This is a genomic window from Thermococcus thioreducens (assembly GCF_002214545.1).
Classification (GTDB): Archaea; Methanobacteriota_B; Thermococci; order Thermococcales; family Thermococcaceae; genus Thermococcus; species Thermococcus thioreducens.
Genome location: NZ_CP015105.1, coordinates 243,672 through 270,470 on the forward strand (window position 1 = coordinate 243,672; position 26,799 = coordinate 270,470).

Genomic DNA, 26,799 nt, shown 5'->3' on the forward strand with positions numbered 1-26,799 from the left:
TTAACAAAAAATTCATATAATTCCAGAGAGCGCAAAATCAGAACGTTAGCGAACAAGATCCCAATTTTTGCTTCGAAATTCCAATCCAAATGAATCAGCGTGAAAACTTGACGCTGGATCTCGCTGGTCGAGCAGTCTCCTCAGAACATATTAAAAATTTGAATAGTCATCACTTAATTGGGTGATGACCATGCAGAAACCTATGGTTGATTACAAGTGGTCGCTTCTGATGCTCGCTGAATTATACGGAAGTGATGAGTTCGATTCAAAAACCGTATCCGAGGACCTCACACTGATCATGTTCAACCTCACCAGTGACCCTAAATGGATAGAGCGCCTTCAGCCAAAGCTAGTCTCAAACGACCTGAGGTGGCTCTACACCATGGGCTTCCTCAGGAGGAGAAAGGTGGAGAGAAAGTGCAGAAACAGGAAGGGGAGGGAGTACAACTGCGGTTATAAGTACATGTACCAGATAAACAATCAGGGATGGAAATACATCGGGTTCCTCCTTCAGGAGTTCATGAAGAGAGACGCACCACTCTCCAAGCAGGTTCTGAACGAATTTCGGGAATTCAACGAGGATTTGGAAAACATGAGAATTGCGACATGGAAGTGGATGGCGGTTAAGTACTTCGAAGAGGGAAAATTAAAGGAGGCAAAGCTATTCCTTGACACTGCAAACGAGTCCATGGAGGGGAAGTTCGAGAGGAAAGGTTACATGCGTTTTGCTGAAAGCAGGAGAATCTACGCGGTGGTTATGAGACACCGGGTGAGGGAGGTCGAACTCATTAACATGATAAACTCCCTGCGTAAAGAGCTGAAGCAAAAGGATGAGACCATTGAACGCCTCCAAGAGGGCTTAGAAAGATGCAGGGAAATGCTCACGGAGTTGTCTGGGCATGATATTTTTTAGCCCTAAAGAGCGGAGCTTTCGTAATGTAACCACACTATTACAGGGATGAAAGGGCATTGAAATTACAGTCCCGACAAAAACAATCTCCGTTCCCCTCGCCATCCTATGAAGCGCACGGTTCACCTCGTCCAAGCCCCTCACCTGCCGAGCAGCGTGAACAGTCCAATCAGCAGTATTATCACGTTCATGGCCCTTTTAAGCTTCTCCCTATCCGCTGTACGGTTCACATGGGTGCCGAGGTAAACTCCCGGAACCGTCCCCAGGATAAGGGTCCCTGCAAGGCCGTAATCAACCCCACCGATGCCCGCATAGTTCAGGAAGCTGAAGGCCGAAAGCGCCAGCCCGTAGACTATCGTAACCCCCACCACGTCCTTCGGGTCTAGTTTGGCCACGTTCATCAGCGTGAAGCTCACTATAACCCCCGCCCCTACCGAGGTGAACTGGACGGTCAGGCCAACGATGAAGCCGAGCAGATAAACGTAGGCCCACCTCGGCCTCACCGGGAGGTCGAATTCACCCTTGAGGAGGCCCAGAACCGCGCTGAGAACCAGTATGCCCCCGAGGAGAGGTGTAAGGTACTCGTTCAGGACTCCCCTGTCAATCCCCCTCAGGATTATTCCGCCAAGGACTACCGCAGGAATGCTGCCGGCAAATAGCCTCAGCGCTATGTCGTACCTTATCCTGCCCCTCCTCCCGTGGAAAAAGACTCCGAATATTCTGGTGACAGTGGCGTATAGCAGGTCGGTTCCGACCGCGGTTAGGGGTTCAACACCGAGAAAGATTAGGGAAGGGGTCATCAGCGCCCCGCCGCCGACACCCGTGAGGCCCACGAGAAAGCCGACGAGGAAGCCCAGCACAGCAAAGGTGGCTTGCAATGCCCTCCCTCCGGTTCAGGGCAGGTAGCCGAGCTCCCTGGCCTTCTCTATTACCGCCTCGACCTCTTCCTCCGGCGTCATCTTCGAGCTGTCCACCCTAACCTCGGGGTTCTCAGGCTCCTCATAAATTCCATCGTAGCCGGTCAGGCCCTTTATCTCTCCCCTAAGGGCTTTGGCGTAAAGCCCCTTGGGGTCGCGCTGGATTCTCACCTCAAGCGGGGCGTAGACGTAGACCTCGATGAAGTCCCCAATCTCCTTCCTTGCGTACTCCCTGACCGCCCTGTAGGGCGAAATCAGCGAGACTATCGCTATTACCCCGTTCCTGCTGAGGAGCTTGGCCATGTGGATGACAACGCGGTTGTGCATCTCCCTCGCTTCCTTGCTGAACCCCAGCTCCGGGTACAGCGTCTTCCTTATCGTGTCCCCGTCGAGTATCTCAACGCGGTAGCCCATCTCCCTGAGCTTCCTCGCGAGCTTTACCGCTAAAGTCGTCTTTCCGGCGCCGCTCGGCCCCGTGAGCCAGATGGTGAATCCTTTTTCAAGGTTCTTCAGCTCGTCCATTTTACCTCCTCCGTCCAGCGATAGCAGAGTCAGTGGACAGTGGCCTCTTCGATCCTCACGGTTATCTCGTTCAACGGGTGCGAGTGGGTTCTCAGGGAGGCGTTGATTATCTCTATGCCCACTATCTCCCCGTTCTCGCCGTAGTCTATCAGCACCCCCTCCTCAACTTCCACCGTCTCAACGATCTTTGCATCCGAGAACTTTATGTACATGACATCGTGTTTTGGGTCGTATGATATTCTCATCGCTTCTCACCCCCTTCATATTTTCTGACTTTGGAGGTTATGTATGCCGTGATGACCACAATCACCCCATCAGACGTCTCCTCGTAGATGACCCTTATCAGCTTGCCGTTCAGGCGTTTCTGGGCGACCTTCCTCCCGAAGTATCCTCCCGAAACACTGTCCGGATTCGAAATGGCCTCATCCACGAGTTCTTTGGATAGTCCTCTCTCCTCGATCCTCTCCAGCGCATGGGGGATGAACCTGATTTCCATTGGTCTTCACCCATATAAAATCTAAAAAAGCCTAAAGGATGCTCTTCCCATGCATTTCCGCCAGCGGCCCCTCTATCCCGAAGAGCCTGAGCATGGTTGGGGCAAAGTCGTAGATGGTCAGCTGCGTTGCTTTACTCTCGTCAAAGCCGGGCAGGTACATCGAGAACACTCCGAACTCGGAGTGGTTGGCATCGTCCGGCCCGGTGTCGTTCTCTGGGAGATAGTTGCTCGGGTGACCGACGGTTCCTGCCGCGCGCCAGTTGAGGTTGTCGAAGTAGACCATTATGTCCGGCTTGCTTCCCTTCGCTATCGGATAGATGTCCTCGGGGTAGAACACCTTCGTGTCCCACCTCTCGCCGTTCGGGCCGCGTATTGACTTTATCTGCTCGGCAACCTCGTCCCTTACCTTCTCGAACCTGGAGAGCGGTATCTTTCCGGCTTTCTCCCTTCCAAGGACGTTGAGGAAAACGCGCGAGTAGTAGCCGCCCCAGCCCCAGGCCGTTGTTTGTTTCCAGTCGACCTCAAGGCTCTCGAAGCGCTTGACCTTTCCGTCGTGGAGAACCTCGGGGTTCTTCACCTTCAGCAGGCCCTCCTCAGCTAACCACTGGTTGACCGCGAAGTTGCCGTGCATGGCCTTTATCCCGTGGTCGGAGACGATGAAGACAGCGGTCTCGTCGAGGTCTATGAGCTTGAGCGTCTCGCCTATCTCCCTGTCCAGCAGCCTGTAGTAGTCTGGAATGACGTTCTCGTACTTGTTCCCCTTGCCAGGGTAGAGGTGGTGGTTTTCATCAAAGTAGCGCCAGAAGGCGTGGTGGAGCCTGTCAAGGCCAATCTCAACGAAGTGGAAGTAGTCCCACTCCTTCTCCTGGATGAGGTAGCGTATTACCTCGAACCTCTTCTCCGTCATCTCCCAGATGCCTTCCTTGACCTCGTCCTTTGCCTCCTTCCTGAAGGGGACGTCGAAGATGTACTCCCCAACGAGCCTCTCGATCTCGCCCTTCAGCTCTTTTGGATAGGTGTAGTCCACGCTTGCATCTGGCGTTATGAAGCAGCTCACGAGGTGGCCGTTGATCGGCTTCGGCGGGTAGGTCGGAGGAACGCCCACTATTATCGACTTCTTTCCGCGCTCGCCGAGGTAGTCCCAGAGCGTCTTTTCTCTCACCTTTTTGCTGTGGGCTATCCAGTAGTCGGTGTAGGAATAGCCGCTCCTGTGCCTGAAGCCGTAGAGGCCGAGCTCGCCCGGCGTCTTGCCGGTGACCATCACCATCCACATGGGGATGGTTATCGCCGGAATGCCGGTCTGCATCGGGCCGTAAACCGACTTTTCGAGGAGCTTCTTCACGTTGGGCATGTCGTCTATGAAGCGGTTGAACAGCAGCTCCGGCGGGGCTGAATCCAGCCCTATGACGAGGACCTTCTTCGTCCGCTCCATTCCCTCCTTAACTTTCCTTTCAAACTCCATTCTCCTCACCTCAGATATTCCTCGATGATCGCCATTACCTCGCTGATTTTATCTCTCCCGCAGATACATCCCAGAACTTCCCTCTTGCCGCCGGCGTTGGCTCCGAGGGCCCTAACGCGTTCTATTATCTCGGCCACATTTATCATCTCCGCTTCCTTCGCGGAGATCCTGAAGTACACCTGGCCCTTCCCGTGGAAGTTCCCGTTGATGACCACCGCGCCCCTGTAACCGAGCTCCCAGACGAGCTTCCTCGCGACCTTGGAGATTACGTTGAAGGGGCTCTCAAAGTGAACGATGGCGAAGCCGTCCCGCTCCTCGGCGTTTGAAACTGCCCCCTCTATGGCCTCTCTGATCGCTTCCACCTTCTTCACCCACGGCTCGTATTCGAGGAGCTCTTTGAGGTCTCTGCTTAAGAGAACCTCAACCGCTTTCCCCACAGCTTCCCTCTCCATGGCGATATAGTTGGAGTCGATGAGCTCAACGAGCCTCAGCGCATCTTCCCGCGAGATTCCCTCCCTTTCCAGGAGCTTTCTGACCTTATCCAGCTCAAAGGCCTTCTTCCCTATATCCCCAACGACACCGAGGGCGCTCCATGCGTTCCATATCCCGAAGTGCTCCGAGACGACGAGCGAGCAGGAGGGGTAGTACTCCCCACCGAGTGAGGGATTCACCTGCTCAACAAGTGGGTTTTTGATTCTCGGCTGGGTGTGGTGGTCTATGAACAGCGTCGGGATGTTAACCTTCTCGACCTCTCCCGGAACGTTGAAATCTAAAACGTAGAGCCTCTCGGTTTTCTCAACAGCCTCCCATATTCTCTCGTCGAAGCGGAACTCACCTATCGGTGCCGTCATGTTGGTGAACCCTTCCATCTCCAGTGCCCTTACGAGAAGCGCCGCCGAGGTTATCCCATCGGTGTCCCAGTGGTGGATGATTAGATGCACCTAACTCACCCCGCAAAAAATAATGAAATCACTCCACGAACGGGTTCTCGAAGCTCCTCACGACTTCGAAGACCTCAGGCCTCATCATGTACTCCGGCGGCTGTTCTCCGGTCATTATCATCTTCCTGAGCTTGGTGCCGCTTATGTGGACGTGGAACTCTTTGCTGTGGGGGCATATCTTCGCGTTGACCATGCCGCCGCACTTCCTGCAGTAGAAGGACTCGCGGATGAACATCGGGGTTATCCCCAGGTCAGGGAACTCTCCGAAGAGGTCCCAGGCCTCGTAGGGGCCGTAATAGTCGCCGACTCCAGCGTGATCGCGGCCGACTATAAAGTGCGTCGCGCCGAAGTTCTTCCTCATTATCGCGTGGTGGATAGCCTCCCTCGGGCCTGCATAGCGCATCTCGTAGCGGACTGTCGCCAGTGTTGCCGCATCCCTGGGATAGTAGTGCTCGAAGAGCGTCTCGTAGGCCTTGATTATAACCTCATCCCTGTAGTCGCCCTTCTTCTTCCTTCCCAGGACAGGGTTGATGAAGAGGCCATCGACGAAGGTCAGTGCCGCTTTCTGCACGTACTCGTGGCCGAGGTGGGGCACGTTCCTCGTCTGGAACGCAACGATGGTCTTCCAGCCGCGCTCCTTGAAGAGAACCCTCGTCTCGACCGGCCTGAGGGTGTACTTGGCGAAGGGGTTCGGGAGCTCGTTGAGGAGCTCTATCTCTCCGCCGACGAGGTAGTCCCCCATGTCCATAACTCTTGAAACGCCAGGGTGGGCCGGGTCATCCGTCTTGAAGACCTTGACCGCGAATTCCCTCTTGTCGTAGGTATATATCTCCTCGACGTGCATCCTCGCTATCGGCAGGTCGTCGTAGTAAAGGAGGATTGCATCGCCCTCGTCGAAGGTTTTCTCTTTGATATCGAGCACTATCGGGATCGTCCAGGGCGTGTCGTCGCTCAGGCGCATGTGGTCGAGGACGCTCCCGAAGTCGTCGCTCGTGAGAAAGCCCTTGAGGGGGGAATAAACGCCGTGGGCAATGTTTTCAAGGTCTATAGCGCGACCATGCTCGATCCGGACGCGAGGATATTCCTTCTGCTCGCTCAGGATTCTCTCGCGGGTCCTCTCGGCAACGAGCCTCCTGACGAGCCTGCCTCCGTGGGGCTTTGAGACCATGGTACCACCTCAAAAAGGAAAGGCCTCAGTCGAGGTAGCCGAGTGCCCTGAGGCGCTCCTTGACCTTCTCTTCCTCCTCCTCGGTGAAGACTTCCTCCTTCTCCTCCTCTTCGAGGCTTGCCAGAACCTCGCGGAGGACGTAGGTGACGTAGTCCGAGACTGAAGTGAATCCGGTGCCCTCTATCCTGGCTTTAATCTTGTCGTAGAGGGGCTTCGGTATGGAAACGGTCGTGTACTTCTTCTCCTCTGCCATAACAGACACCTCCTGTCTTAATGATATTTAATTACATTTAATTAAACGATGAGCTGAGAATATAAAGATTTCGCATCGGGGGAGGAATCAGAGGCGGGTCTATCCGCCTTCAGTCCCGTGAAGGACGTCGTCTATTCTGAACACGCCCCTGTCGAGCACGGTCTTCTTCTGGACGTAGGTGTAGCGGACGACGACACTCCCGTTCAAGTTACCGGGCAGGGTAAATTTGTCCTTTCCTTTAACCCCGTACCACTTCTTGAAGACGAGGGTGCCGTTGTCGAGGTAGCCGTAGATGCCGATGCCAGTTCCCGTGGCGTTTGTGAACCTGAGGACCACTGAGCCGTTCTCGGCGGTAACAACAACGTTGGGGTGCTCAAACCGGAATATCTTGATGTAGCCCCCGTCGGAATAAAATGGCTCGTACTCTTCAGGATACTCATCGGTGAACATTAGCCTCGCCAGCGGTGTGTTGAATGCTTTCCCGTTCATCAGCACGGCGTAGCCGTAGTTCAGGTTGATGTAAACGTAGGCATCGGCGTTCGGCCTGCCAGTGAGAGCCACACTCTTCAAGGATTTTTCTCTCTCAACGAAAACTTCTTGCGGGATCACTATGGCGCTCCCTACGTTGACCTGAACGCTCCACCGGTCGCCCTTGGGCACTGCCATTATCGAATACCCCCTGGAGGAAAAGAGGAGCATCCCGCCAGCCGATGACACCAACGGCAGGGGGATCATGGCGTACTCGGAGGGTGAGGCTCCCGCCGTGTTGAGCACCGAGCCGAACTTCATTATGATATCGTATGAAACGATTATGTAATCAACTCCAAGATTCATAAGGTATCTCTCGTTCTTCAGTCCGAGGTAGTACTGGGCAACTGCCCTGTTTGGACCTCCCTGGGCAACGGGCGCTCGTCCAGCGAAGTAAGTCACCCAGTGCCCCTGATCCCACCAGCTCAGGACGACGTCGTTCATATTGGAGTTTTCTTTTAGATGGCTCAAAGCTTTCTCCCAGTATTCGTTGGTCAGAGGTTCAACCCCAAGGGTGGCCTGGAACCCCTGGTAAGCTCCCACGAGGGGTATGAGGATCAGTAGCCCAGACAACGCCAGTGCGGAGCTTTTCTTTGGAGAAAACCTTGAATGGAGAACCTCGTAAAGTGCGATTAACCCAATTCCAGCACTTAGTGCTATCGAAATAGAGCCTATGAACAGGAACCTCGTCCACAAGATGACCATTGGAACCTGAACCAGAAGGGTTCCGAGGAGAAGGAAATCGCCGAGTTTTACCCTGGATGGGGAAAACCTCAATGCAAAGAGCGGTAGGATGACTCCTCCTAAACCATAGGCTTCCCACCAGTCTTTAAAGGCTGTTCTCTGTGTCTCGACTATTGGCGCCTCCGGGAACAGTCTCAGGAGGAGTTCGCTGACCCTTCCGTAGTACGTCACCGCTAGCCACAGAAACACGACGAATCCGATACCAACGACCAGTATCCGAGTCTTCTTCCCTCTGAGAAACCTCGAAATAACAAGGAGCAGCAGGATGGTCAGAACCGCCAGAGGGATTGCGTACTTCAGGTAAGCCAGCAGGAATGCATCTTTTATCCACCCAAAGTTCAATCCTAGTTCTTCTGCCAGTTTCTTGCCCAGCCAGCGGTTGTAGCCAACCATTCCGTACCCGAATATTCCCCCGAGAGAGTTTGCAATCACTGCCCCGAGGGCTGTTGAGGCCGCGAGGATCAATGAGTCTATCAGATAGCCCTCTCTTTCGAGGAGAAAGGCCCCTACAGAGAGTAAGACCGCGTTCGCCAGGAGAAACGCGAATATCGGGTAGTAGGCCTGCCAGAATATCGCCGAAAAACCACCTGCAAGGGCAGGTATCAGGTAAAATGCCAGCCTCCCGTACCTCCATTTTCTCGGCTTCCAAGTTAGGGCTAGTGCAATCCCAGACAGGGCCACGCTGTACCAGAAGAGCATGTAGTTATCTCCCCTGTAATAGCCGGCCATCGAGCGGAAGACATGGCCGAAGAGAACCGCCAGAAAGAACGCCGAGAGAAAGGCCTCCTTCTTTCCATAGAGCCTCAAAATGGCCAGATACGTGAACAGCACAGTCAGAACCCCAAAGATGACAGGCGTTATTCTGAATGCATCATAGAGAGACACTCCAAAGACTGAAAGGAACTTATTCACGTAAGCTGGGGTCATCCAGAGACCGAGGGGGTGGAAATTGTGTATCTGGAAACCCCACGGACCGATAGCATAGGGGAAAAAGTTCACCCACTCCCCCTTCTCCAACGCATACCTTATGTATGCGAGGTGGAAGTAGGGGTCATAGCCGAGGAGGTATTTAAAACGCATCGGGAGGAGCCTGATAGCGGAGGCTAAAACCGTTAGAATAACGGCAGCGTACTTAGGGGTTAAAATCAGGCCACACACCACAGCAAGCCTCTTTCTGATCTCGTCAGCATCCATCAACATTCCCCCTCATTCTCCCCTCTGTATCTTCGCGTGCCCTCCAACCAAACTCTTCCGCAGCTCAAGGTTTCTTATCTCGCACTTCTCATCTATGATTGAGCGCCATATGGTCGAATTGCGTATTATCGTTCCACGGAATATTATCGAGTCGCTTATGTCGGAGTTCTCTATGACGCACTCCTCCCCTATGTAGGCGTAGGGCCCTATCATCGACCGGCCGAGTATTTTGGCACCGCGCTTTATGACAACCGGAGGTATTATCTTCGCGTAGGGACTGATCTGGATCTCCTCCACATGGCTTTCCTTCAGGAGGGTCTTCAGTGCCTCAAGGTAGCTATCGGCGGAACCTATATCGTACCAGTACTCTGAAAAGCGGTACGCCCTTATTTCCTCGCCCCTTTCGAGTAGCCACTGGATGAAGTAGCCGGGAGAATCACGGTTGCCGTTGGAGAGGTACTCGTCTATGCGCTCCATAACCCTTCTCGGAAAGACATAAACGCCGGTGCTCACGAGGGTTGACCTTGGTGCAGCAGGTTTCTCCTGGAAGGAGATAACCCTGTCGCCCTCAAGAACCACAACACCGTAGCGCTTAGCGAGCTCAAGGTCACCGACGTCGTAGACCGCTATAAGAGTCCCCCCGTCGTAGGAGTTCAGAAAGTCCCGGAGGGAAAAGGAGAACAGGTTGTCCCCTGCTATCACGAGGTAGTCATCTGGGCCAAGCTCATCCAGTGCGTTTTTTAGCGCCCCGATTGTCCCAAGCTTTTCATCCTCGTGGAGGGTGTCCTCGACTATCAGGCCCACCCCATACCGCTCCGCATACTGCCGGAAGTGTGCTTCAAAGAACCGGTTCGTTGAGACGTATGTATCCAGTTCCAGCTCCCCCGCCTTCTCCAGAATATAGTCGAGTATCACGCGGTTCCCAACTGGAAGCAGGGCCTTGGGATTGTCCTTTGTGATCGGCCACAACCTCGTGGCATATCCACCGGCCATGATTAGAACTTTCATAGCTACCACCGGGGTCGTCTCTAGAGCTGAAGGGGGATATGCCCCAAATGTATTTAAATTATTCCGTTTCATCAACTGCGGTGGTAGGAATGAAGGTTCTCGTCACTGGGGGTGCAGGCTTCATCGGTTCCCATCTCGTTGATGCCCTGATGGAGAGGGGATACAATGTTAGGGTTCTCGACGACCTGAGTGCTGGAAGTCTGGACAATATCAAACGTTGGCTTGAGCATGAGGGGTTCGAGTTCATAGAGGGGGACATGAGAAAGAGGGAAATTGTGGAGAAGGCCGTTGAAGGCGTAGATGCAGTCTTCCACCTAGCCGCCAACCCTGAAGTAAGGATCGGCTCCCAGAGTCCCGAACTGCTCTACGAGACCAACGTCCTCATAACGTACAACCTGCTCAACGCAATGAGGGGTTCCAGCGTCAGATACCTTATATTCACGTCATCATCGACGGTCTACGGTGACGCCAAGATAATACCCACCCCTGAGGATTACGGCCCCTTGGAGCCGATAAGCGTCTATGGTGGGGCAAAGCTCGCCGCCGAAGCCCTGATAAGCGGCTACGCCCACACCTTCGGGTTCAGGGCCCTGATCTTCCGCCTGGCAAACATCATAGGCGAGCGCTCCAATCACGGCGTCATCTACGACTTCATAAACAAGCTGAGAAGAAACCCGGAGGAACTTGAGATACTCGGGGACGGAACGCAGAGGAAGAGCTACCTGCACGTGAGCGATACCGTTGATGGAATGCTCCACATTTTCGAGCACTTCGGGAAGGAAGGCAAAACCTATGACGCTTACAACCTCGGAAACAACGACTGGATAACGGTAAGGGAGATAGCTGAGATAGTCAGCGAGGAAATGAAACTAACGCCGGTCTTCAGGTTCACCGGCGGCGTCGACGGTGGCCGCGGCTGGAAGGGCGACGTCAAGTTCATGCGCCTGAGCATAGAGAAGGCAAAGAAAACGGGATGGAAACCGAAGCTCAACAGCTATGAAGCCGTGAGGAGAACTGTTAAGGAACTCCTGTCGCATCGTTAGACCGTGAGAATAGTGAGGGGCACTGTACGAAAGAGGCCGGAGTGAAGTTCCACTCCTTGCAAATCCTTCCCTGTTAATTGCGGTTCCATGTTCCGTTGTGGCTCATGAAACCACTCGGGTCAGGTTTGTTCCGGGGTGAAGCTTTCGCTTCAGTCTCCCCCGCACGGTACCCCTCAAATACTACTGGGGGCTTTAACTATATAAACCTTCGCTTTTATTTATTGCAAAATTTTATACTAACTTTTCGAAATAATTTCACAGAATTGGGTATTCTCCACTGTTCTGGGGGCCTTTTTACTGCGGTTTTATGAACCCTGCCGTTATTTATCTACCCTGACCGTTGGAGGTTTACCGAAATCTTTTTAAACCCTCCCTCCTCCCTAATCTCGGACGCGCCCCGGTGGTGTAGCCCGGTCAATCATGCGGGACTCTCGATCCCGCGACCCGGGTTCAAATCCCGGCCGGGGCACCAGAATCCTTCTCGTGGGCCCGTGGCTCAGCCTGGTCAGAGCGCCCGCCTGATAAGCGGGAGGTCCGGGGTTCGAACCCCCGCGGGCCCACCATAAGAAACTTTTGCCAAGCAAAAGTTTCATCAAAGTTGGTAGCTCCTTTTGGAAAACTAAATCCTTGGGTGATTTCTCACCCAATGGCCGTTTTAAGTGTGAGAACTTTTCAAGTTGCTCCTCCGGTGAGGGTTTAACTTTAAATCGGCGCCCTTTGGGCGTCAAGAAGAGAGTAACCCCTTTTGAGGTTTATCCTCAACATGTTCTCGCTGAAGAATGGACACTTGTTGGTAAAAATCCCTTCATCTGGGCATTTCACGAAGAGCTACGTGCTTTTGGTGAAGCTTTTTCCAAAAGCTTCAGCGCTGGCGGAAAATTAAGCGCTCTTTTAAAGTGGGCTCATTTAAGTAGGGTGTCTTTTGACTTGCTCTTCTGTGCGTGTTTCTCTCTAAAAATGCGCCCAAAGGGCGCCGATATTGAAGTCAAAACCGTTTAATAATCTGTATCTGGAAACGCAAACACTCACAAAAGGGCTCCTTGCTAAGAGGAATCATAAACTTGATGAAACTCTGCCCAGCAAAGTTTCTTTGGTGAAGCTTTTTTCAAAAGCTTCAGCAGGAGAAAGGTTTATAAGCCAACTCCCTCAATGCCCACCAGTGATTAAAAACCACCTTTCTCGGAGGTGTTCGCAGTGGAAGCCAAGTTCGAGATACCCGTATGCACATCATGCGGAAAGGAGATAACCCCAAGGGAGCACGCCACTCACTTCGTCTGCCCGAACTGTGGCGAGGAGATCATCTGGCGCTGCGAATCCTGCAGGGTGTTAAGCGTCCCCTACAAGTGCCCCAACTGCGGCTGGGAGGGGCCGTGAAGTTTAGGAGGTGAAAAAGATGGCTGACTTCAACCTTGTTGGTGTTATAAAGGTCATGCCGACCGACCCGGAGGTCAACCTCGACGAGCTTGAGGAGAAGCTGAAGGCCGTCATCCCCGAGAAGTTCGGCCTGGCAAAGGTCGAGCGCGAGCCTATCGCTTTTGGCCTCGTCGCCCTCAAGTTCTACGTCCTCGGTAGGGACGAGGAAGGCTACTCCTACGACGAGGTGGCGGAGCTCTTCAGGCAGGTCGAGAACGTCGAGAGCGCGGAAGTTGAGACCGTTTCGAGGATCTGAATCCTTTTCTCTTCCTTTGATTTGGAGGGCTTCTGTTTTCTTGTTCTGTACTTGCGGTGTCCTTCATTGCGTGTTATGAACGCTGTTGGATGTGTCCTCATTCCAAAGGGATGTGCCAAAAATCAAAAAGTTTTTATAAAATCTTTAACAATTTAGCACGATGATTGGCATGCTAACCCGGGCAGAGCTCAGGGTTCTCTCAGTCCTGCATGGGCCGGCCACCCTCAAAGAACTCTCTGGGCAGCTCGGGGTTTCCCGCTCTCGCCTTTCGATAATCGCCCGTTCCCTAGAGCAAAAGGGCCTTATTGGGCGGCAGAAGGATGGAAAGGAGATTCTACTCATTCCTTCCAGCTCCAAGCCCCTCGAACTCTTCCACGAGCTTCTAACGAGGTTTCCTCATGTTAACTTCATCTCTCTCTTGGCAGGTAGAAAGCTTAAGGTCATAGGCGGAATGGCCGTTGAGGAGCCCAGGCCGGTGTGGGAAATCTCCCTGAGATCCAACGTTAACCGCTACACTGTCCACCACGTCCTAAAGGAGCTGATGGAAAGGCTCATCGTCGGGAAAAACGAGGAGGGGTACTTTATTTCGGAACGGTTTTCGCTCGTCAAAGAGTTCGCCGACGAATACTTTCGCCTTCAGAACTCAATAAAGGCAAAGAGCTTCAGTCATGATTCGGTAGTCCTCTGGAGCGGTGTTAATGAGTTCATCCTCGCTACGGGGAGCTTCAAAGGCTTGGCGGTGGATTCCTTCCAGCTTACCGGCATCCCTCGCTTTTCAAGCTACGGCCTCAGTGTAATATCTGGGGGAGTCTACCACTATTACTGGCCTTCCAGGGGGATAACGCTCGAGGAGGTCATTGTTCATACCCTGGCAGTTGGGGCTGGTGCGAGGGAGCTCCTCTACGTCGTAACCATCCTAAAAGCCAGGGGTTTTAACGTTGAGCGGCTCAGACGTCTGGCCATTAAGTTTGATGTCCTTGGAGCCGTTGACGAGATTATTGAGTATCTTGGCGGAAAAGAGAAAGGTTATCCGTTCCCTTCCAGGGATGAAGTTGAGGAGCTCTACCGTCAGTACTTTGGAGGTTCCGTAGATGATAACGAGAGAAAGGTTGGTTGAAGAGTTTGCTCTGCTGGACGAGAAAGCAGCTCTATTGGCCTCTTGGGGAGTTATCCCGAGGAAATAAGGCTTTACCTTATAGGTGGTGGCAATCTTGCATTGAGGGGCATAAAAGACGCCACCGCAGACGTAGATGTGGTGGTTGAGAACGTTCGGGTTCTGGGATTCCTTGATGAAGTTCTCACGAACCCTTCACCCGAACTTAAAGTAGGCCAGGGTGTCAGGGTTATCTACGTGAAGAGGGTTGCGCACGAATACAAAGTTAAACTGGGGGCATTCTCAGTTTACAAGAAGCTCGACCCAGAGATGCGTGATTTCAACTTGGATGTCTTTGTGAAAAGAGTCTTAGGAGGGCTCACGCTGTCGGAGGGTATGAAAACCCGGTCTGCACTTCCCAGCGAGTTTAAGGATTTCAGGGCCCTTAAGGTTCGGCTGATGTCCCTTGAGGACATTTTCCTGTTCAAAGGGGTTACCTCTCTCGGCAGGGCCAAGGACATTGATGATTTGCTTCGCCTGCTTGAGCATGGTGTTGATTTTGAGGTGATGCTCGGTGAGCTCAATCATCAAAGGACAATTATTGAGCCGGAGAGGTTTGAATGGCTCGTGGGGCTCCTTTATGAGAAGTCATTGATCCTCAGAGACATACTCGCTGAAAAAGGACTCAGAAGCAGGGGCTTAGATAAGTTCATTAAGGTGCTGAAACTCTCTTTCGTTTAAATGGGGGAAAATCAAAGCCCCAAGCTCAAACTCGGCTTTGGCCTCTTCCACTCGTCGAGAATCGAGCGAAGATCCTCGTTTTCCACCCTGGAATACAGCTCATCGAAGCGCTCCTTTGCCCCATCTTCTCCAGCCTTCCAGCGCGCCAATTCAGCAATCGCCCTGAAGAAGTACGCAGTGTCGTCCTCGAAGAGCTCCGCAAAGGACTCCATGTTATTGGCAATAGTTTCATAGGCACTTTCGTTGAAGAGTCCCTCGATAAAGTCAACGAGCGTGTCGAAGACGAGGCCAAAAATCTCATCGCTCGCATTGACTGCCTTGAGGAGAGCGTCCCGTATGGCTCTGAACGCCTTCCCGTACTCCTCCCTGCCCGCGAATATCTCGGCCTCAACAAGCCGGGCGTTTATCTCTATCTCGTCCTCCCGTGGGTTTCCGAGAACCTCCTTTATAAGCGCCTCTGCAGCATCGTAGTCGCCGAGCTCGTACCTGAAGTGCGCTAAATCGAGAAGGCTTATCATGTGGTTCTTTTCATCGCCGAGCCTCTCGAATATGTCCCTCGCGCGCTCCATGAGCTCGATGGCCTTCTCGGTCTCGCCAATCTCGTCGTAGTTCACCGCAATGTTGGCCAGCGTAAGCGCTATCTCCCTCTCGTTCTTAAGAACATCCTCCTCAAGTTTAAGGAGCTCTTCGTAGGTCTCTATCGCCTTCTCCGGCATGCCGAAGTGCTCGTAGGCGTCGGCCAGGTAGTAGAGGGCAGTCGCGTACTCCTCCGGATCTTCCTTTTTCTTCTCGGCTATCCTCTTGTAGAGCTCAATGCCGCTCTCGGCGTCGTCGAGATGAGCATATACGTGGGCTATCTCATGCGCTAAATCGTAGGGGTTCTCACACTCGATGACGACTTCCTCAAGCTTCTTCAGCTCTTCCCTCAGCTTCTCCTCATCTTCGATGCCTTCGATGTAGTCGTCAAAAAGCTCGAGCAGTTTCTCGCAGTTCTTTTCGCTCAAAGCTTTCTCCCACTGGGCTTTAACGTCGGCCATTTTTATCACCAATTCTGGTTAGCTGGGCGGGTTAAAAAGGTATGTGGATGATGGTTCTGGCCTTTCTTCCGCTAACCGAACCCTTGGAGTAACTGCAGTTTGGACTTGCCGTCTTTACCATCGTTGCGGTTTGAAAATCGAAAAGCTTTAATATCATTTTGGATATAATGCCCACACTCCCACCCCCCGTATGGGGGGCCGTGCGGAAGGTGGTGGCCATGGACGTGAAGAAGGTTCTGGGTCTGGTACTGCTTGTTGGCGTACTAGTATTTTCCCAGGCAGGAACAGCGACCACTCCTGTGGCGGGAGGCAGTATCTCAGCGCCCCACGGCGTCAAGAACGTCATCCTCATAATCGGGGACGGTATGGGCTTTGCCCATCTCCAGCTCACGAGGCTTGTCTACGGCCCACTGAACATCGAGAAGATGCCGTACAGCGGCGTTGAGATGACGTACTCCCGGTCGGGGGAGGTTACCGATTCCGCGGCCTCTGCAACCGCCCTCGCCACTGGCATCATGACGTACAACGGCATGATATCAACGGTCAAAGAAGGCGGGAAAACCTACACGCTCACCACAGTTCTTGAGCTTGCCAAGGCCCTTGGCAAGTCCACAGGACTCGTCACCACGACGAGGATAACCCACGCCACCCCTGCTGCCTTTGGAGCCCATGTTGAGGACAGGGACATGGAGGCCGAGATAGCCAAACAGCTCGTTGAGAACAGGGTCAACGTCCTCTTCGGAGGGGGCAAAAAGTACTTTGACGATGAGACGCTGAACCTCGCGAAGGCTTATGGCTACCAGGTCGTCTTTGACAAGGCCGGCCTTGAATCGGCCAGCGGTGACTATGTGCTTGGCCTCTTTTCCTCAAGCCACATACCGTACGTCCTCGACAGGACTGAAAACGATGTCGGGCTCCTCGACATGACCAAGAAGGCAATCGAGCTCCTTGAGAAGAACCCCAACGGCTTCTTCCTCATGATAGAGGCCGGAAGGATAGACCACGCCAGCCACGGCAACGACATAGCGGCAGCCCTCGCCGAGACCAAGGAGCTTGACGACGTGGTGGGCTACGTCCTTGAGTACGCCAGGCAGAGGGGCGACACGCTGGTTGTAGTCACCGCTGACCACGAGACGGGCGGCCTCGCCATGGGAACCAACTACGGAAAGGTCGTTGATGTCCAGGGAATCCTCAACATAAAGGCCAGCACAGGCACTATGGCGGCAGAGATCAAGAACGGTGGCGACATAAAGGAGGTCGTCAAAAAGTACACCGGCATCGAGCTGAGCGACGATGAGGTGGCCTACATCCAGAAGCGCGCGGAGGAGGATCCGAAGTACGGTCTCTCCAACGGCATCGGCGAGGTGCTGGCTGAGAGGCTCGGAGTTAGGTTCGCGTCCCACAAACACACCGGCGAGCCGGTGCCCCTCTTTGCCTACGGCCCCGGCGCCAGCAAGTTCATCGGCTTCCACCACCACACCCAGACCGGAAGGCTCATCGCCGAGCTGATGGTCTACGGCGTCGGCACCATAAACGTCGCCTTCGCAGGCACCAGCACCGTTGAGGGCGACCTGAACGGAGACCACAGGGTGGACGCCAAGGACGCCTACCTGGTTCTCAGGCTGTTCCTCGGTGCCACTGTGGACGATGACACTGAGAGGGCCATCGACATGGACGGCAACGGCATAATAGACCTCGGAGACGTTGTTGCAATCCTGCAGGGGGCCTGATCCCTTTCTTCTTTTTCTATCTCCCCCCACTTCTGCGGATTCCCGGCCACCCCTAACCGCAAAATTTATAAATAGTCCAAAGGAACCATAAACCGGAAACACTAATTGTAACTAAAAGTCCTCCGTCGAAGAAAATAAAAACGGACGGAGGTGAGCGGAGATGGCCCAGCTCGCAGGACAGCCGGTTGTTATTCTGCCTGAGGGGACCCAGAGGTACGTTGGTAGGGACGCCCAGAGGCTCAACATTCTCGCCGCGAGGATCATAGCCGAGACGGTCAGGACGACCCTCGGCCCGAAGGGAATGGACAAGATGCTCGTCGACAGCCTCGGTGACATCGTCATCACCAACGACGGTGCAACAATCCTCGACGAGATGGACATCCAGCACCCTGCTGCTAAGATGATGGTTGAGGTTGCGAAGACCCAGGACAAGGAGGCCGGTGACGGTACCACCACTGCCGTCGTCATTGCTGGCGAGCTTCTCAGGAAGGCTGAGGAGCTCCTCGACCAGAACATACACCCGAGCATAGTTATCAAGGGTTACGCCCTCGCTGCCGAGAAGGCCCAGGAGATACTCGACGAGATAGCTAAGGACGTTGACGTTGAGGACGTTGAGATGCTCAAGAAGGCTGCCGTTACCGCCATCACCGGAAAGGCCGCCGAGGAGGAGCGCGAGTACCTGGCCAACATAGCTGTGGAGGCCGTCAAGCAGGTCGCCGAGAAGGTCGACGGAACCTACAAGGTCGACCTCGACAACATCAAGTTCGAGAAGAAGGAGGGCGGTAGCGTCAAGGACACCAGGCTCATCAAGGGTGTCGTCATCGACAAGGAAGTCGTTCACCCGGGAATGCCGAAGAGGGTTGAGGGAGCTAAGATCGCCCTCATAAACGAGGCCCTTGAGGTCAAGGAGACCGAGACAGATGCAGAGATCAGGATCACCAGCCCGGAGCAGCTCCAGGCCTTCCTTGAGCAGGAGGAGAAGATGCTCCGCGAGATGGTCGAGAAGATCAAGGAGGTTGGAGCGAACGTCGTCTTCGTCCAGAAGGGCATTGACGACCTCGCCCAGCACTACCTGGCCAAGTACGGCATCCTCGCCGTCAGGCGCGTCAAGAAGAGCGACATGGAGAAGCTTGCCAAGGCCACCGGCGCCAAGATCGTCACCAACGTCCGCGACCTCACCAGCGAGGACCTCGGTGAGGCCGAGCTCGTCGAGCAGAGGAAGGTCGCCGGCGAGAACATGATCTTCGTCGAGGGCTGCAAGAACCCGAAGGCCGTAACCATACTCATCCGCGGCGGTACCGAGCACGTCGTCGATGAGGTTGAGCGCGCCCTTGAGGATGCCGTCAAGGTCGTCAAGGACATCGTCGAGGACGGCAAGATACTGGCAGCCGGCGGTGCCCCGGAGATCGAGCTCGCCATCAGGCTCGACGAGTTCGCCAAGGAGGTCGGCGGTAAGGAGCAGCTCGCCATCGAGGCCTTCGCCGAGGCCCTCAAGGTCATCCCGAGAACCCTCGCTGAGAACGCCGGTCTCGACCCGATCGAGACCCTCGTTAAGGTCATCGCCGCCCACAAGGAGAAGGGACCGACCATCGGCGTTGACGTCTTCGAGGGCGAGCCGGCCGACATGATGGAGCGCGGCGTCATCGCCCCGGTCAGGGTCACCAAGCAGGCCATCAAGAGCGCCAGCGAGGCTGCCATAATGATCCTCAGGATCGACGACGTCATCGCCGCCAGCAAGCTTGAGAAGGACAAGGACAACAAGGGCGGAAGCGAGGACTTCGGAAGCGACCTCGACTGAGGGTCTTTGACCTCTTCTTTCCTTTCAACACCTCCGAAAAGCATTTTTAGTCCAATGGGAACTTTTCTTGTATGCCCTCGGTTGAAGTAAGAGGCCTCTCCAAATGGTACAGCTCAAAAAAGGCCCTCAGCGACGTTTCCTTCACCGTGGAAGATGGTGAAATAGTCGGGGTAATCGGCCCCAACGCCGCAGGAAAGACGACGCTTATAAGGATTCTGAGCTGTCTTCTGAAGCCCGACTCCGGTGAAGTCAGGATTTTTGGGAAGAAGCCCTGCCAGGTAAAAGGCCTTTTCGCGCTCCTCCCCCAGGACGTTAAGGCCCACTTCTACACGCTCACCCCGAGGGACTACGCCTACCACTACCTCCGGATGAGGGGGCTCGGGAGGGAGGAAGCCAGAAGGACTGCGGACGACGCCATGAAGCTCTTCGGAATAGACTACGCGGACGAGCCCATGTCCACCCTCTCCGGAGGCATGGTCAGGAGGGCCCTGCTGGCCATGGTACTCTCAGCCGATGCCGGGCTTTACTTCCTCGACGAACCCACCGTTGGCCTTGATGTCGAGAACAGGCTGAAGCTGTGGGATGTCATCAGGAAAAAGGCCGAGGAATCAACGATAGTCCTTACCAGCCACTACCTCAACGAGATATCGAGCGTCTGCGACCGCGTCCTGCTCCTGAAGGGCGGTCGAGTGAGGGCCTTCGGAAGGCCTGAAGAGATAGCCCGGGAGTACCTGAGCGGACTTCACTCTAAGGTCGTTGCCTTCGGAGATGTCACGCTTGAGGGGTTTCTCCTGAAAAAGGCCGGGAGAAATACCTACATCTACGCCCGCTCCGGACATGAGGAAAAGGAGATAATGGAAGCCCTTGAAAGCGCGGGAATACCCTTTCGGAGGGAGAGTCTGACGATAGAGGACGTCTTCATTGCAGGTGGTCTCGGTGATGGGGATCGTTGAGTACTACGCGAGGGCCCTAACACGGGGAAGGTTCTCCCTCATTAGCTTCGCGATCCAGCCGCTCTCCTTCATCTTCATAGTCTACATCGTGAGCGGGGGCAGGTTTTTGAACACCGCTTTAGCCGGAGCAATCGTCAGCTTCATAGCCGGGGTTGGTATAGCAGACCTTGCGATAGAGCTGGTCGGAATGAAGACGCGCTCGCGGTTCTATGACATCATCATGAGCCTTCCCGGGAGTAACTGGAGGAAGGCCCTTGGCATCTCCGTCGGAATGAGCGTTCCGGCCTTTCCCTATGTGGTTCTTTTGACGGCGATACTCCTCTGGAGGCTCGGAGTTGGGGCTTTTCCCAGAATGCTTGGGGCGATAATTTCATTGTGGCTCTGGAGCGTAGGAGTTGGCTTCCTTTTGGGTGTTAAAGGGAAAGAGCCTGTTCAGGTGATGAGGCTCTCGAACCTTCTGGTTACTGGCCTTACGGTCTTCCCACCGGTTTACTATCCAGTGAGCGTCCTTTCGGAGTGGCTCGCAAAGGTTCTCATTTTCTTCCCGACGGTGAGTGCCTCTCAAGTTCTGTCGGGAGCGGGTGGGAGCGCGCCCCTTATAACAACGCTCCTCTGGGGAATCCTCGGTCTGGTCTTCCTCCTCAGATTTAAGGGGCTTGAGGGGTGAGCTTCTATATGTCGAACACCAAGACATTTATTGATGAAAGAGATGAAGGAAATTGAGGCCATCTACGAGGAAGGCGTATTTAAGCCTCTCAAAAGCCCCATCTCGTGATAATGAGGGGGTAGTGCTGGTCGTCAAGGAAAAAGTAGTAACCGGGAAGTTCCTTAGAAAGCTTGAGGAGCTCAGCGAGAGCCTGCCAGAACGGTAGTTCCTGCGGTGCTTTTAATACGAGCGCTCACGTTAATGTCTCAATAATCACCCTGTACAACATGACAAGGGATCATGAACAGTTGTTGTTCGTCAAGGTTACTGCCTACAATGCCACCGTTAACTATACCATATATAACCTTGTTTATAGAGCCGAGAGAAGTCAGTATAATTTTACGCTAATCACTAAAATCCTAACCGACCCGGAGACTGGGGAGTACAGGGCTTTTGTTACTGGGATGAACATCGCTCCCCATGATAAGGATAAAGCTCTTCCTGTCGGGGATACTGTGCTGGTGCTCGGTAACCTTACGCTTTCAGATTACTACTGGACTCTGAACAAGGTTCTTATGAAGCTTCGCAGGGGTGACGAGACGGGCTGGATTTGGGGCAGGAGTGCTTACGAGTTAAGGCACCTCTCGCACCTAGTGAGGCTTAAACTACCTGAGTACAACAGCCAAGGAAAACTTGGTTATGCAATAATCATGGACTCATATTCTGCGTGTTCACATATATGTGATCTTGCATGTACCTCTGCCTTTACCGTGATATGTTTGGCCGCAACGGCTTCCAGTGGGGGGTGGCTTGGAGTGGCCTGTCTCCTTGGTGGAGTATTTTGCACAGTAGGATGCAATGCCTTATGTGGCTCCGACTGGGGATGGAATACAGTCATTAGCGGGGGTTGCTCGTATGCCTGTAGCGAACTCTTTATAAAGGCGGGTGTATGTGGAAAGCTTTGTCCTGGGTTTATCCCCGGATGCCGTAGTGGTTGTGCTGCAGTCCTAACCCCAATATTCTGCCCCCAAATATGTGCAGCTATAAATGCTTTAGTGTCTTGAAAATATTTTTAACTAACTTTTTTACTTGATGAAGGATGATGGCGGGTTGATAGGTGAAGCCCTATGCGGGGAAAGAAGGGATTTGTAATGATTATTTTCACGATGCTGATCACTGTTGCATTATGGGGTTTTGTATGGGTACATCAAGGAAACATCACTTTTGAATGGATTCTCACCATGATAGTGTTTTTTGCTCTCATTATTCTTTCGATGACATTTTTCATTGGTAAAATTCTTGAGAAACATGGCTATAGAAAGAAAGACCTCAAAAAGTTACATGTAATTTTAGAAGAACATTGGACAGATCCGTGGGAGCAGGGATACCTTTTAATATGATGTACAAAGGAGTATTATTTATCATCTCCTTCTTTGGGGATTTTTGGGCACAATTCTACTGCAATTCAAAGATTTTTCTTTGGTACTAGTTTCGTTTGTTAGCATAATTTTCATGTTAATCGAGATATATCCTCTTTTTGCTACTATGGTAGCATGGCTTCTGTGTATCCCGCTGTATCTCTTCGGGAATGAAAAGTCTGAGGGGCTCTTTGAGTTTATTGCCCTGTCGTCTCTTGTTGGGGCCTCTGGAATCCTCTTAATCTGGAGTATAGCAAGTCACTTAGTTACAATCAAATATCCTCAACCCGTATCCAATATGTTTCTGACCGAATCGAATCTATTTATCGTCAAAAACTTATTGGTCCTCTCAATTCTAAATGTCTTCTTTGGAATGTCTGGCCTTTATCTTCCTCAACGGGTCGGTAGAAAACAAACAGGAGCTATCTTACTCATGATCGCAATGTTCATGCTCCTAGTTGTGTTGAACCTCTTTGCAAGGTAGAGGTTAATATTTTAAATAGTATTCACTTTCCTCGCTAATTTCTTAACTTTTCAATCTCTTCCTCCAGCCTCTTCAGCTTCCCCTTAAACCTTCTCACCTGCTCGTTCGCGATGTCCACGATTCTCTCGATGTACTCCTCGCTCACCCATAACTCGCCGTCCTCGCCGAGCGGGACGTCCATCCTCTCTGTCGAGCGTATCTCAACGAGGAGCTTCTTGTGGCTGACGCTCTTTATGTTGGAGTACTTGAAGCCGAGGCCGATGGCGAGGTTGAGCAGTTTAACCGCGTCCTCCATCGTCCTCGCGCCGACGTGCAGGATTGGACTCCTCACGAGGAACCACAGCTGGCCGGAGCGGTGCCTCCTAACCGCCTCCATTACCTCCTCAAAAGCAACCTCCCTGTGCCACTTGCCGAGCCAGACCGAATTGAGTTTATCGCCGAAGTGCGGCATCTCCATGACCGAAATCCTGCCGGAGCAGGAGGAGGTCGTGAAGTAGTTCTCAAGGGAGTTGATTTTCTCAAGAAGTGAAATGATGTCCTCGTCCACCTTGCCCTCCTCTAAGGCCTTCCTCAGGCCCTTCATCGCTTTAGCCTTCTGCTCGTCGAAGTTCTTCGAGTAGAGGAACATGGTTTCGGGTTGTGAGAAGAGTTTAAAGGCTTAACGTTTGAGAAGAATCAGTTTTAGAGACGAGACTCTAGCTATCTCTTTGAAGTCCGAATCGTAAGTTATCAGCTCTTCGCCTCGATTAATTCATATAGCCGCTATGAGTAAATCTGCAAAGCCCTTTGGGGTGCCCCTCTTGAGAAGTTTTTCCTGAATCTCGTGGGCGAGAAGGTAATCGTCAAGATTTGGAAACAGGACATCCCCTTTGAAACGCGGGTACCTCACGACCCTTGGAAACTCCACGAAGGTAACTCCAGTTATGCTCTCATCTATTTCCGCTCCTCTCCTGAGACGTTCTATGGCAACGTTTGTGTCTATGACAGCCATTTAATCCGCTCCCTGTCCTTTTTCCTTACGTTCTCAGCTTCTTTGGGAACTTCAATTTCGTCTTCGGTCTCTTTAATTCCGAGTAACTTTCTGAGCTCCTCTGCGCTCAGTCTCTCGGGGGTACTCTCCAATAGTGCCCTCATAAAGGCTTCCTTGAACCTCTTCTCATCAACCCAGTCAGGAACGGAAAGGGTTATGATTTTGCTCATCTCAACACCCGTTAGGACTTTTGTTTTTGAAAGATTTTAACCTTTCTCCTTAGATTCTTCCAACGTGGCAATATCAACCAAAGTCTCCCTCTCCTTTACGAACTCCACCAGCCTCTTGTATGTCGGGTGGGCACTCAGCGTTGAGGAGTCGCCTATGAGGATCAGCTTCCTCTTGGCCCTCGTCAGCGAGACGTTCAAGCGCCTCAAATCCTTCAGGAAGCCGAGTTCTCCTTTTCTGTTGGAGCGGACGAAGGAGAGGACTATTACTTCCTTCTCCCTGCCCTGGTAGCCGTCAACGGTTTTAACCTCGACCTCCTCAGGAAGGAGGGAGCTTATCAGGTCGCGCTGGTCGTCGTAAGGGGTTATCACACCTATCCACTCCGGCTCAACACCGAGTCCCAAAAGCCTCTCGACGGCCTCCTTCACGAACCTCGCCTCAAGCGGGTTTTCCCTGCTCTCGCTTCCACGCCTCTGCCTCTCGAAGCGGTTTTCGAGCCTTGCGGTGTCTATGAAAACCAGCACGTTCTCGGGCTTTAGAACCTCCCCCCATGGGCCGTTCTCAGGGCTTTTAACACCTAAATCGGTGAGCGTTATGTTCTTCACACCCTCATCTGCTTTGACCTTTCCGTCGTAGAACTCCCCGCTTGGAAACTCCATGAGCCTTTCGTTCATCCTGTACTGGACGGTGAGCATCTCGCTCTTCACGGGATAACGCTCGATCAGGCCCTCGAAGAGCGTCTTACTCAGCTCCTTGGCCTTCTCGCTGAGTATCGTTGGTGGCAGCTGCCTGTGGTCGCCGGCTAAGACAAACCGTCTCGCCCTGTTTATCGGTATCAAAACGCTTGGAATCGTAGCCTGCGTCGCCTCGTCTATTATCGCCACATCATAGGAACCGTAGTCAACGACATCAAGGCCGGCAGAGGCGTTTGTCGTTAGAACAACGTCCGCCTCCCTGATGATTTCCCGGGCTATTCTCTCCTCGAGTTTTCTGGCATCGTCGAAGGTCTTCTGAACCTGCTGGTTAATCTTCAGCCACTCCGCCATCTCCCTGATGAGCCTCGCCGGAACGCCCCTTACGCCTATCCCCTTCGAGGCCAGCCTGAGTATTTCGCGGTCGCTCAGCCCCCGCCTGTACTTCGGTGCTGGCTTTGTGAAGGTGTCCCTCTTTTCCTTGAGGTTCTGGCCGATTACGCGAAGCTCCCTCAGCTCGCCGTATAGCTCGTGCTGGGTGATGAGGTAAGCCAGGGTCGTCTCGTGGAGGCTCCTTGAGACCCTGCTCGGGTGGCCAACGCGGACAACTTTAATCCCCGAGTCAACGAGCCTCTCCACGAGGTTGTCAACGGCAACGTTGCTTTCCGCTGTCGCTAATACCTTGTTGCCCCTTGCCACTTCCTGCCTTATCAGCTCGGCCAGGGTTCTCGTCTTGCCCGTCCCGAACGGCCCGTGGATGAGGAAGAAGTCCCCGCTCCCGAGGGCTCTCGCTATTGCCATCCTCTGGCTCGCGTTGAGGCTTCTATCGAAGGGCTCGAACTCGACGGGTTCACTCTCCCCAGGTTTCCTAAGGCCCAGGTAGAGCTCCAGCGCCTTTCTCCCGCTCTCCCTCAGATTGTTCAGGTTCTCCAGCCAGCGCTTGAAGGTGATGTCGTTGGCGTAGAGGTCTATCCTAACGCCCTTCAGCGCCCACTCAGGGACGGTCTCTAGAGCAACCGTCAGAAAGCGCTTCCCCTTCTCGACGACTGTTCCAACGAGGTCGCTCTTGAGCGGGTCGTGCCTGCTTATGACCACTAAATCGCCCACGCTTATCTCGGTCTTCATCTCCCTCTCGCGGCCGTATCTCACCAGAAAGTATCCCAGCTCCTCGCCAACAATCCTCCCGTTCAAGCCCAAAACGGCCCTTCCGACCTTCTCCCTCTCCCTTCCGGAGAGCCTTTTCATCTCCAGGCGCATGGCCTCTATCTCGGCCTTTCTCTCAAGCTCCACGAGTTCCTTGAGGTGAGCAATGAACTTTGAGGGCATCCCTTCTTCCATTTTCACTCCCGGTTCGGGAAAGAACGAGCGCCTTAAAAGGGTTGGGGGTGGTCAGCCCATGCGAGTTTCCTCACCGCTCGGACGAAACTTCCCTCATCATCCCGGAGAAAGTAGAAAAGAAGGGTTAAAAAGCTAAGCCCTCCTGGAGTAAACAACTGAGACTATGTCCCTGTGAAAGGACTTGAGGGCCTTCCAGTGGCGTTTTTCAATTTCCCCACTCCACGAGACCCTCTTGTAGAACCTTTCCAGGTCGTCGAGCAGGTACTCCAGGTATTCCCTGCGCCTGTTGTCGACACCGATGCCGTTGCTCAGGAGCTTGCCCCTCAGAAACGGGATCACTTCCGACGGCCGGCCGAGGGCCGCCCAGAACAGACCTTCCTTCAGGATTTCGCCCAACAGCTCCTCAAAACCGAGGTTTCTTTTGAGGCTCCCATCAGCGGAGGGTTTGGCCCTCCCCCCTTATGTTCAACCTTACAGTTGCCTCCATAGGTATCACCACGGTTAAGGGGTGCGTTTGACTATTTTAATTTTTTCCAAGTTTCTCCGTCATTTTGTCAGGATAAGAAAAAGAAGGGGCAAAATTTTGAATGACTGTTAAACAATGAAATCGGATGATGGATTATCGTCAGGCAATTATGAGGATGAGCGCCGCTATGGCTATGGGAGCCAGGTGGGCGAGTGCCTTTGCAAGGTTCATGGACATCACCGCTGGTGAGAGGCGCCCCAACTTTAAAAGCTTTACGTTTGTAAAACCCGGATGAATACAGTTGGAAGTTCGGAGTTTTATCCCGAAGGCCGATAAAGGTTCGGTTGGAG

Annotated in this window: 30 protein-coding genes and 2 tRNA genes; 16 read left to right on the plus strand and 16 right to left on the minus strand. The window is 53.3% G+C overall.

Annotated features, from left to right (window positions below; genetic code table 11):
- Positions 1-184 precede the first annotated feature (184 nt).
- Positions 185-913 (plus strand): hypothetical protein, encoded by a 729-nt coding sequence (locus A3L14_RS01165; RefSeq protein WP_143597794.1) that lies wholly within the window; start codon positions 185-187, stop codon positions 911-913.
- 137 nt (positions 914-1,050) lie between these two features.
- Here the strand turns inward: A3L14_RS01165 and A3L14_RS01170 are convergent, their stop codons facing one another.
- From A3L14_RS01170 to A3L14_RS01215, 10 genes are all read right to left on the minus strand, one after another.
- Positions 1,051-1,788, minus strand: coding sequence for a sulfite exporter TauE/SafE family protein (locus A3L14_RS01170; RefSeq protein ID WP_055429880.1), 738 nt, complete (start codon positions 1,786-1,788; stop codon positions 1,051-1,053).
- 15 nt (positions 1,789-1,803) lie between these two features.
- Positions 1,804-2,349 (minus strand): adenylyl-sulfate kinase, encoded by a 546-nt coding sequence (gene cysC, locus A3L14_RS01175; protein WP_232473376.1) that lies wholly within the window; start codon positions 2,347-2,349, stop codon positions 1,804-1,806.
- Between the two features lie 29 nt (positions 2,350-2,378).
- Complete coding sequence (locus tag A3L14_RS01180) at positions 2,379-2,594, minus strand: DUF2283 domain-containing protein (protein ID WP_055429879.1); 216 nt, start codon at positions 2,592-2,594, stop codon at positions 2,379-2,381.
- Positions 2,591-2,845, minus strand: a complete 255-nt coding sequence (locus A3L14_RS01185; protein WP_055429878.1) for a DUF4258 domain-containing protein — start codon at positions 2,843-2,845, stop codon at positions 2,591-2,593. The genes A3L14_RS01180 and A3L14_RS01185 overlap by 4 nt, the downstream gene beginning before the upstream one ends.
- 31 nt (positions 2,846-2,876) lie before the next feature.
- Positions 2,877-4,307 carry an alkaline phosphatase family protein gene (locus A3L14_RS01190; protein WP_055429877.1) on the minus strand — a complete coding sequence of 477 codons (1,431 nt, stop codon included), beginning with the start codon at positions 4,305-4,307 and terminating at the stop codon, positions 2,877-2,879.
- A 5-nt stretch (positions 4,308-4,312) separates the two neighbouring features.
- Positions 4,313-5,248, minus strand: coding sequence for a DHH family phosphoesterase (locus A3L14_RS01195; RefSeq protein WP_055429876.1), 936 nt, complete (start codon positions 5,246-5,248; stop codon positions 4,313-4,315).
- Between the two features lie 28 nt (positions 5,249-5,276).
- Positions 5,277-6,416, minus strand: a complete 1,140-nt coding sequence (sat, locus tag A3L14_RS01200) for a sulfate adenylyltransferase (protein ID WP_055429875.1) — start codon at positions 6,414-6,416, stop codon at positions 5,277-5,279.
- A 25-nt stretch (positions 6,417-6,441) separates the two neighbouring features.
- On the minus strand, positions 6,442-6,669 hold the full coding sequence (locus tag A3L14_RS01205; protein ID WP_014788819.1) for a ribbon-helix-helix domain-containing protein: 228 nt from the start codon (positions 6,667-6,669) through the stop codon (positions 6,442-6,444).
- Positions 6,670-6,768: 99 nt separating this feature from the next.
- Positions 6,769-9,135, minus strand: a complete 2,367-nt coding sequence (locus tag A3L14_RS01210) for a glycosyltransferase family 39 protein (RefSeq protein WP_055429874.1) — start codon at positions 9,133-9,135, stop codon at positions 6,769-6,771.
- Between the two features lie 12 nt (positions 9,136-9,147).
- Positions 9,148-10,143, minus strand: a complete 996-nt coding sequence (locus tag A3L14_RS01215; protein ID WP_055429873.1) for a sugar phosphate nucleotidyltransferase — start codon at positions 10,141-10,143, stop codon at positions 9,148-9,150.
- Positions 10,144-10,232: 89 nt separating this feature from the next.
- Here A3L14_RS01215 and A3L14_RS01220 point away from each other — a divergent pair, with 89 nt between their 5' ends.
- From A3L14_RS01220 to A3L14_RS01255, 8 genes are all read left to right on the plus strand, one after another.
- Positions 10,233-11,186 carry an NAD-dependent epimerase/dehydratase family protein gene (locus A3L14_RS01220; RefSeq protein WP_055429872.1) on the plus strand — a complete coding sequence of 318 codons (954 nt, stop codon included), beginning with the start codon at positions 10,233-10,235 and terminating at the stop codon, positions 11,184-11,186.
- A 394-nt stretch (positions 11,187-11,580) separates the two neighbouring features.
- A tRNA-Glu gene (locus tag A3L14_RS01225) sits at positions 11,581-11,658 on the plus strand.
- A 13-nt stretch (positions 11,659-11,671) separates the two neighbouring features.
- A tRNA-Ile gene (locus A3L14_RS01230) sits at positions 11,672-11,749 on the plus strand.
- Positions 11,750-11,903: 154 nt separating this feature from the next.
- Positions 11,904-12,185, plus strand: a complete 282-nt coding sequence (locus A3L14_RS01235; RefSeq protein ID WP_074631327.1) for a hypothetical protein — start codon at positions 11,904-11,906, stop codon at positions 12,183-12,185.
- A 195-nt stretch (positions 12,186-12,380) separates the two neighbouring features.
- Positions 12,381-12,560: a zinc finger domain-containing protein gene (locus tag A3L14_RS01240; protein WP_055429248.1), complete on the plus strand. Its 180-nt coding sequence runs from the start codon at positions 12,381-12,383 to the stop codon at positions 12,558-12,560.
- A 19-nt stretch (positions 12,561-12,579) separates the two neighbouring features.
- Complete coding sequence (locus A3L14_RS01245; RefSeq protein ID WP_055429247.1) at positions 12,580-12,855, plus strand: elongation factor 1-beta; 276 nt, start codon at positions 12,580-12,582, stop codon at positions 12,853-12,855.
- 160 nt (positions 12,856-13,015) lie between these two features.
- Positions 13,016-13,972 carry a MarR family winged helix-turn-helix transcriptional regulator gene (locus A3L14_RS01250; protein WP_232473378.1) on the plus strand — a complete coding sequence of 319 codons (957 nt, stop codon included), beginning with the start codon at positions 13,016-13,018 and terminating at the stop codon, positions 13,970-13,972.
- 99 nt (positions 13,973-14,071) lie between these two features.
- Positions 14,072-14,689 carry a hypothetical protein gene (locus A3L14_RS01255; RefSeq protein ID WP_055429245.1) on the plus strand — a complete coding sequence of 206 codons (618 nt, stop codon included), beginning with the start codon at positions 14,072-14,074 and terminating at the stop codon, positions 14,687-14,689.
- An 11-nt stretch (positions 14,690-14,700) separates the two neighbouring features.
- On the opposite strand, the gene A3L14_RS01260 is transcribed toward A3L14_RS01255, so the two are convergent.
- Positions 14,701-15,726: a tetratricopeptide repeat protein gene (locus A3L14_RS01260; protein ID WP_055429244.1), complete on the minus strand. Its 1,026-nt coding sequence runs from the start codon at positions 15,724-15,726 to the stop codon at positions 14,701-14,703.
- Positions 15,727-15,944: 218 nt separating this feature from the next.
- Here A3L14_RS01260 and A3L14_RS01265 point away from each other — a divergent pair, with 218 nt between their 5' ends.
- The 7 genes from A3L14_RS01265 (at position 15,945) to A3L14_RS01295 (ending at position 22,253) form a co-directional block, all read left to right on the plus strand.
- On the plus strand, positions 15,945-17,456 hold the full coding sequence (locus tag A3L14_RS01265) for an alkaline phosphatase (RefSeq protein ID WP_198300092.1): 1,512 nt from the start codon (positions 15,945-15,947) through the stop codon (positions 17,454-17,456).
- Between the two features lie 160 nt (positions 17,457-17,616).
- Positions 17,617-19,254 carry a thermosome subunit beta gene (gene thsB, locus A3L14_RS01270; protein WP_055429243.1) on the plus strand — a complete coding sequence of 546 codons (1,638 nt, stop codon included), beginning with the start codon at positions 17,617-17,619 and terminating at the stop codon, positions 19,252-19,254.
- Between the two features lie 71 nt (positions 19,255-19,325).
- Positions 19,326-20,207: an ABC transporter ATP-binding protein gene (locus tag A3L14_RS01275; RefSeq protein WP_055429242.1), complete on the plus strand. Its 882-nt coding sequence runs from the start codon at positions 19,326-19,328 to the stop codon at positions 20,205-20,207.
- Positions 20,194-20,874 (plus strand): hypothetical protein, encoded by a 681-nt coding sequence (locus A3L14_RS01280; protein ID WP_055429241.1) that lies wholly within the window; start codon positions 20,194-20,196, stop codon positions 20,872-20,874. The genes A3L14_RS01275 and A3L14_RS01280 overlap by 14 nt, the downstream gene beginning before the upstream one ends.
- Positions 20,875-20,916: 42 nt before the next feature.
- Positions 20,917-20,982 carry an antitoxin AF2212-like protein gene (locus A3L14_RS11895; RefSeq protein WP_232473429.1) on the plus strand — a complete coding sequence of 22 codons (66 nt, stop codon included), beginning with the start codon at positions 20,917-20,919 and terminating at the stop codon, positions 20,980-20,982.
- A 182-nt stretch (positions 20,983-21,164) separates the two neighbouring features.
- Positions 21,165-21,917: a hypothetical protein gene (locus tag A3L14_RS01290; protein WP_232473380.1), complete on the plus strand. Its 753-nt coding sequence runs from the start codon at positions 21,165-21,167 to the stop codon at positions 21,915-21,917.
- A gap of 63 nt (positions 21,918-21,980) precedes the next feature.
- Positions 21,981-22,253 carry a hypothetical protein gene (locus tag A3L14_RS01295; protein ID WP_055429240.1) on the plus strand — a complete coding sequence of 91 codons (273 nt, stop codon included), beginning with the start codon at positions 21,981-21,983 and terminating at the stop codon, positions 22,251-22,253.
- 536 nt (positions 22,254-22,789) lie between these two features.
- Here A3L14_RS01295 and taw3 read toward each other — a convergent pair.
- From taw3 to A3L14_RS01330, 5 genes are all read right to left on the minus strand, one after another.
- Positions 22,790-23,383: a tRNA(Phe) 7-((3-amino-3-carboxypropyl)-4-demethylwyosine(37)-N(4))-methyltransferase Taw3 gene (gene taw3, locus A3L14_RS01305; protein WP_055429238.1), complete on the minus strand. Its 594-nt coding sequence runs from the start codon at positions 23,381-23,383 to the stop codon at positions 22,790-22,792.
- Between the two features lie 123 nt (positions 23,384-23,506).
- Positions 23,507-23,746, minus strand: a complete 240-nt coding sequence (locus A3L14_RS01310; RefSeq protein WP_232473382.1) for a DNA-binding protein — start codon at positions 23,744-23,746, stop codon at positions 23,507-23,509.
- Entirely contained in the window at positions 23,734-23,955 is a 222-nt protein-coding gene (locus A3L14_RS01315) for a hypothetical protein (RefSeq protein WP_055429237.1), read from the minus strand. The genes A3L14_RS01310 and A3L14_RS01315 overlap by 13 nt, the downstream gene beginning before the upstream one ends.
- 36 nt (positions 23,956-23,991) lie before the next feature.
- Complete coding sequence (locus tag A3L14_RS01320; RefSeq protein WP_232473431.1) at positions 23,992-25,983, minus strand: IGHMBP2 family helicase; 1,992 nt, start codon at positions 25,981-25,983, stop codon at positions 23,992-23,994.
- A gap of 132 nt (positions 25,984-26,115) precedes the next feature.
- Complete coding sequence (locus A3L14_RS01330) at positions 26,116-26,379, minus strand: hypothetical protein (protein ID WP_324615390.1); 264 nt, start codon at positions 26,377-26,379, stop codon at positions 26,116-26,118.
- Positions 26,380-26,799: the final 420 nt, after the last annotated feature.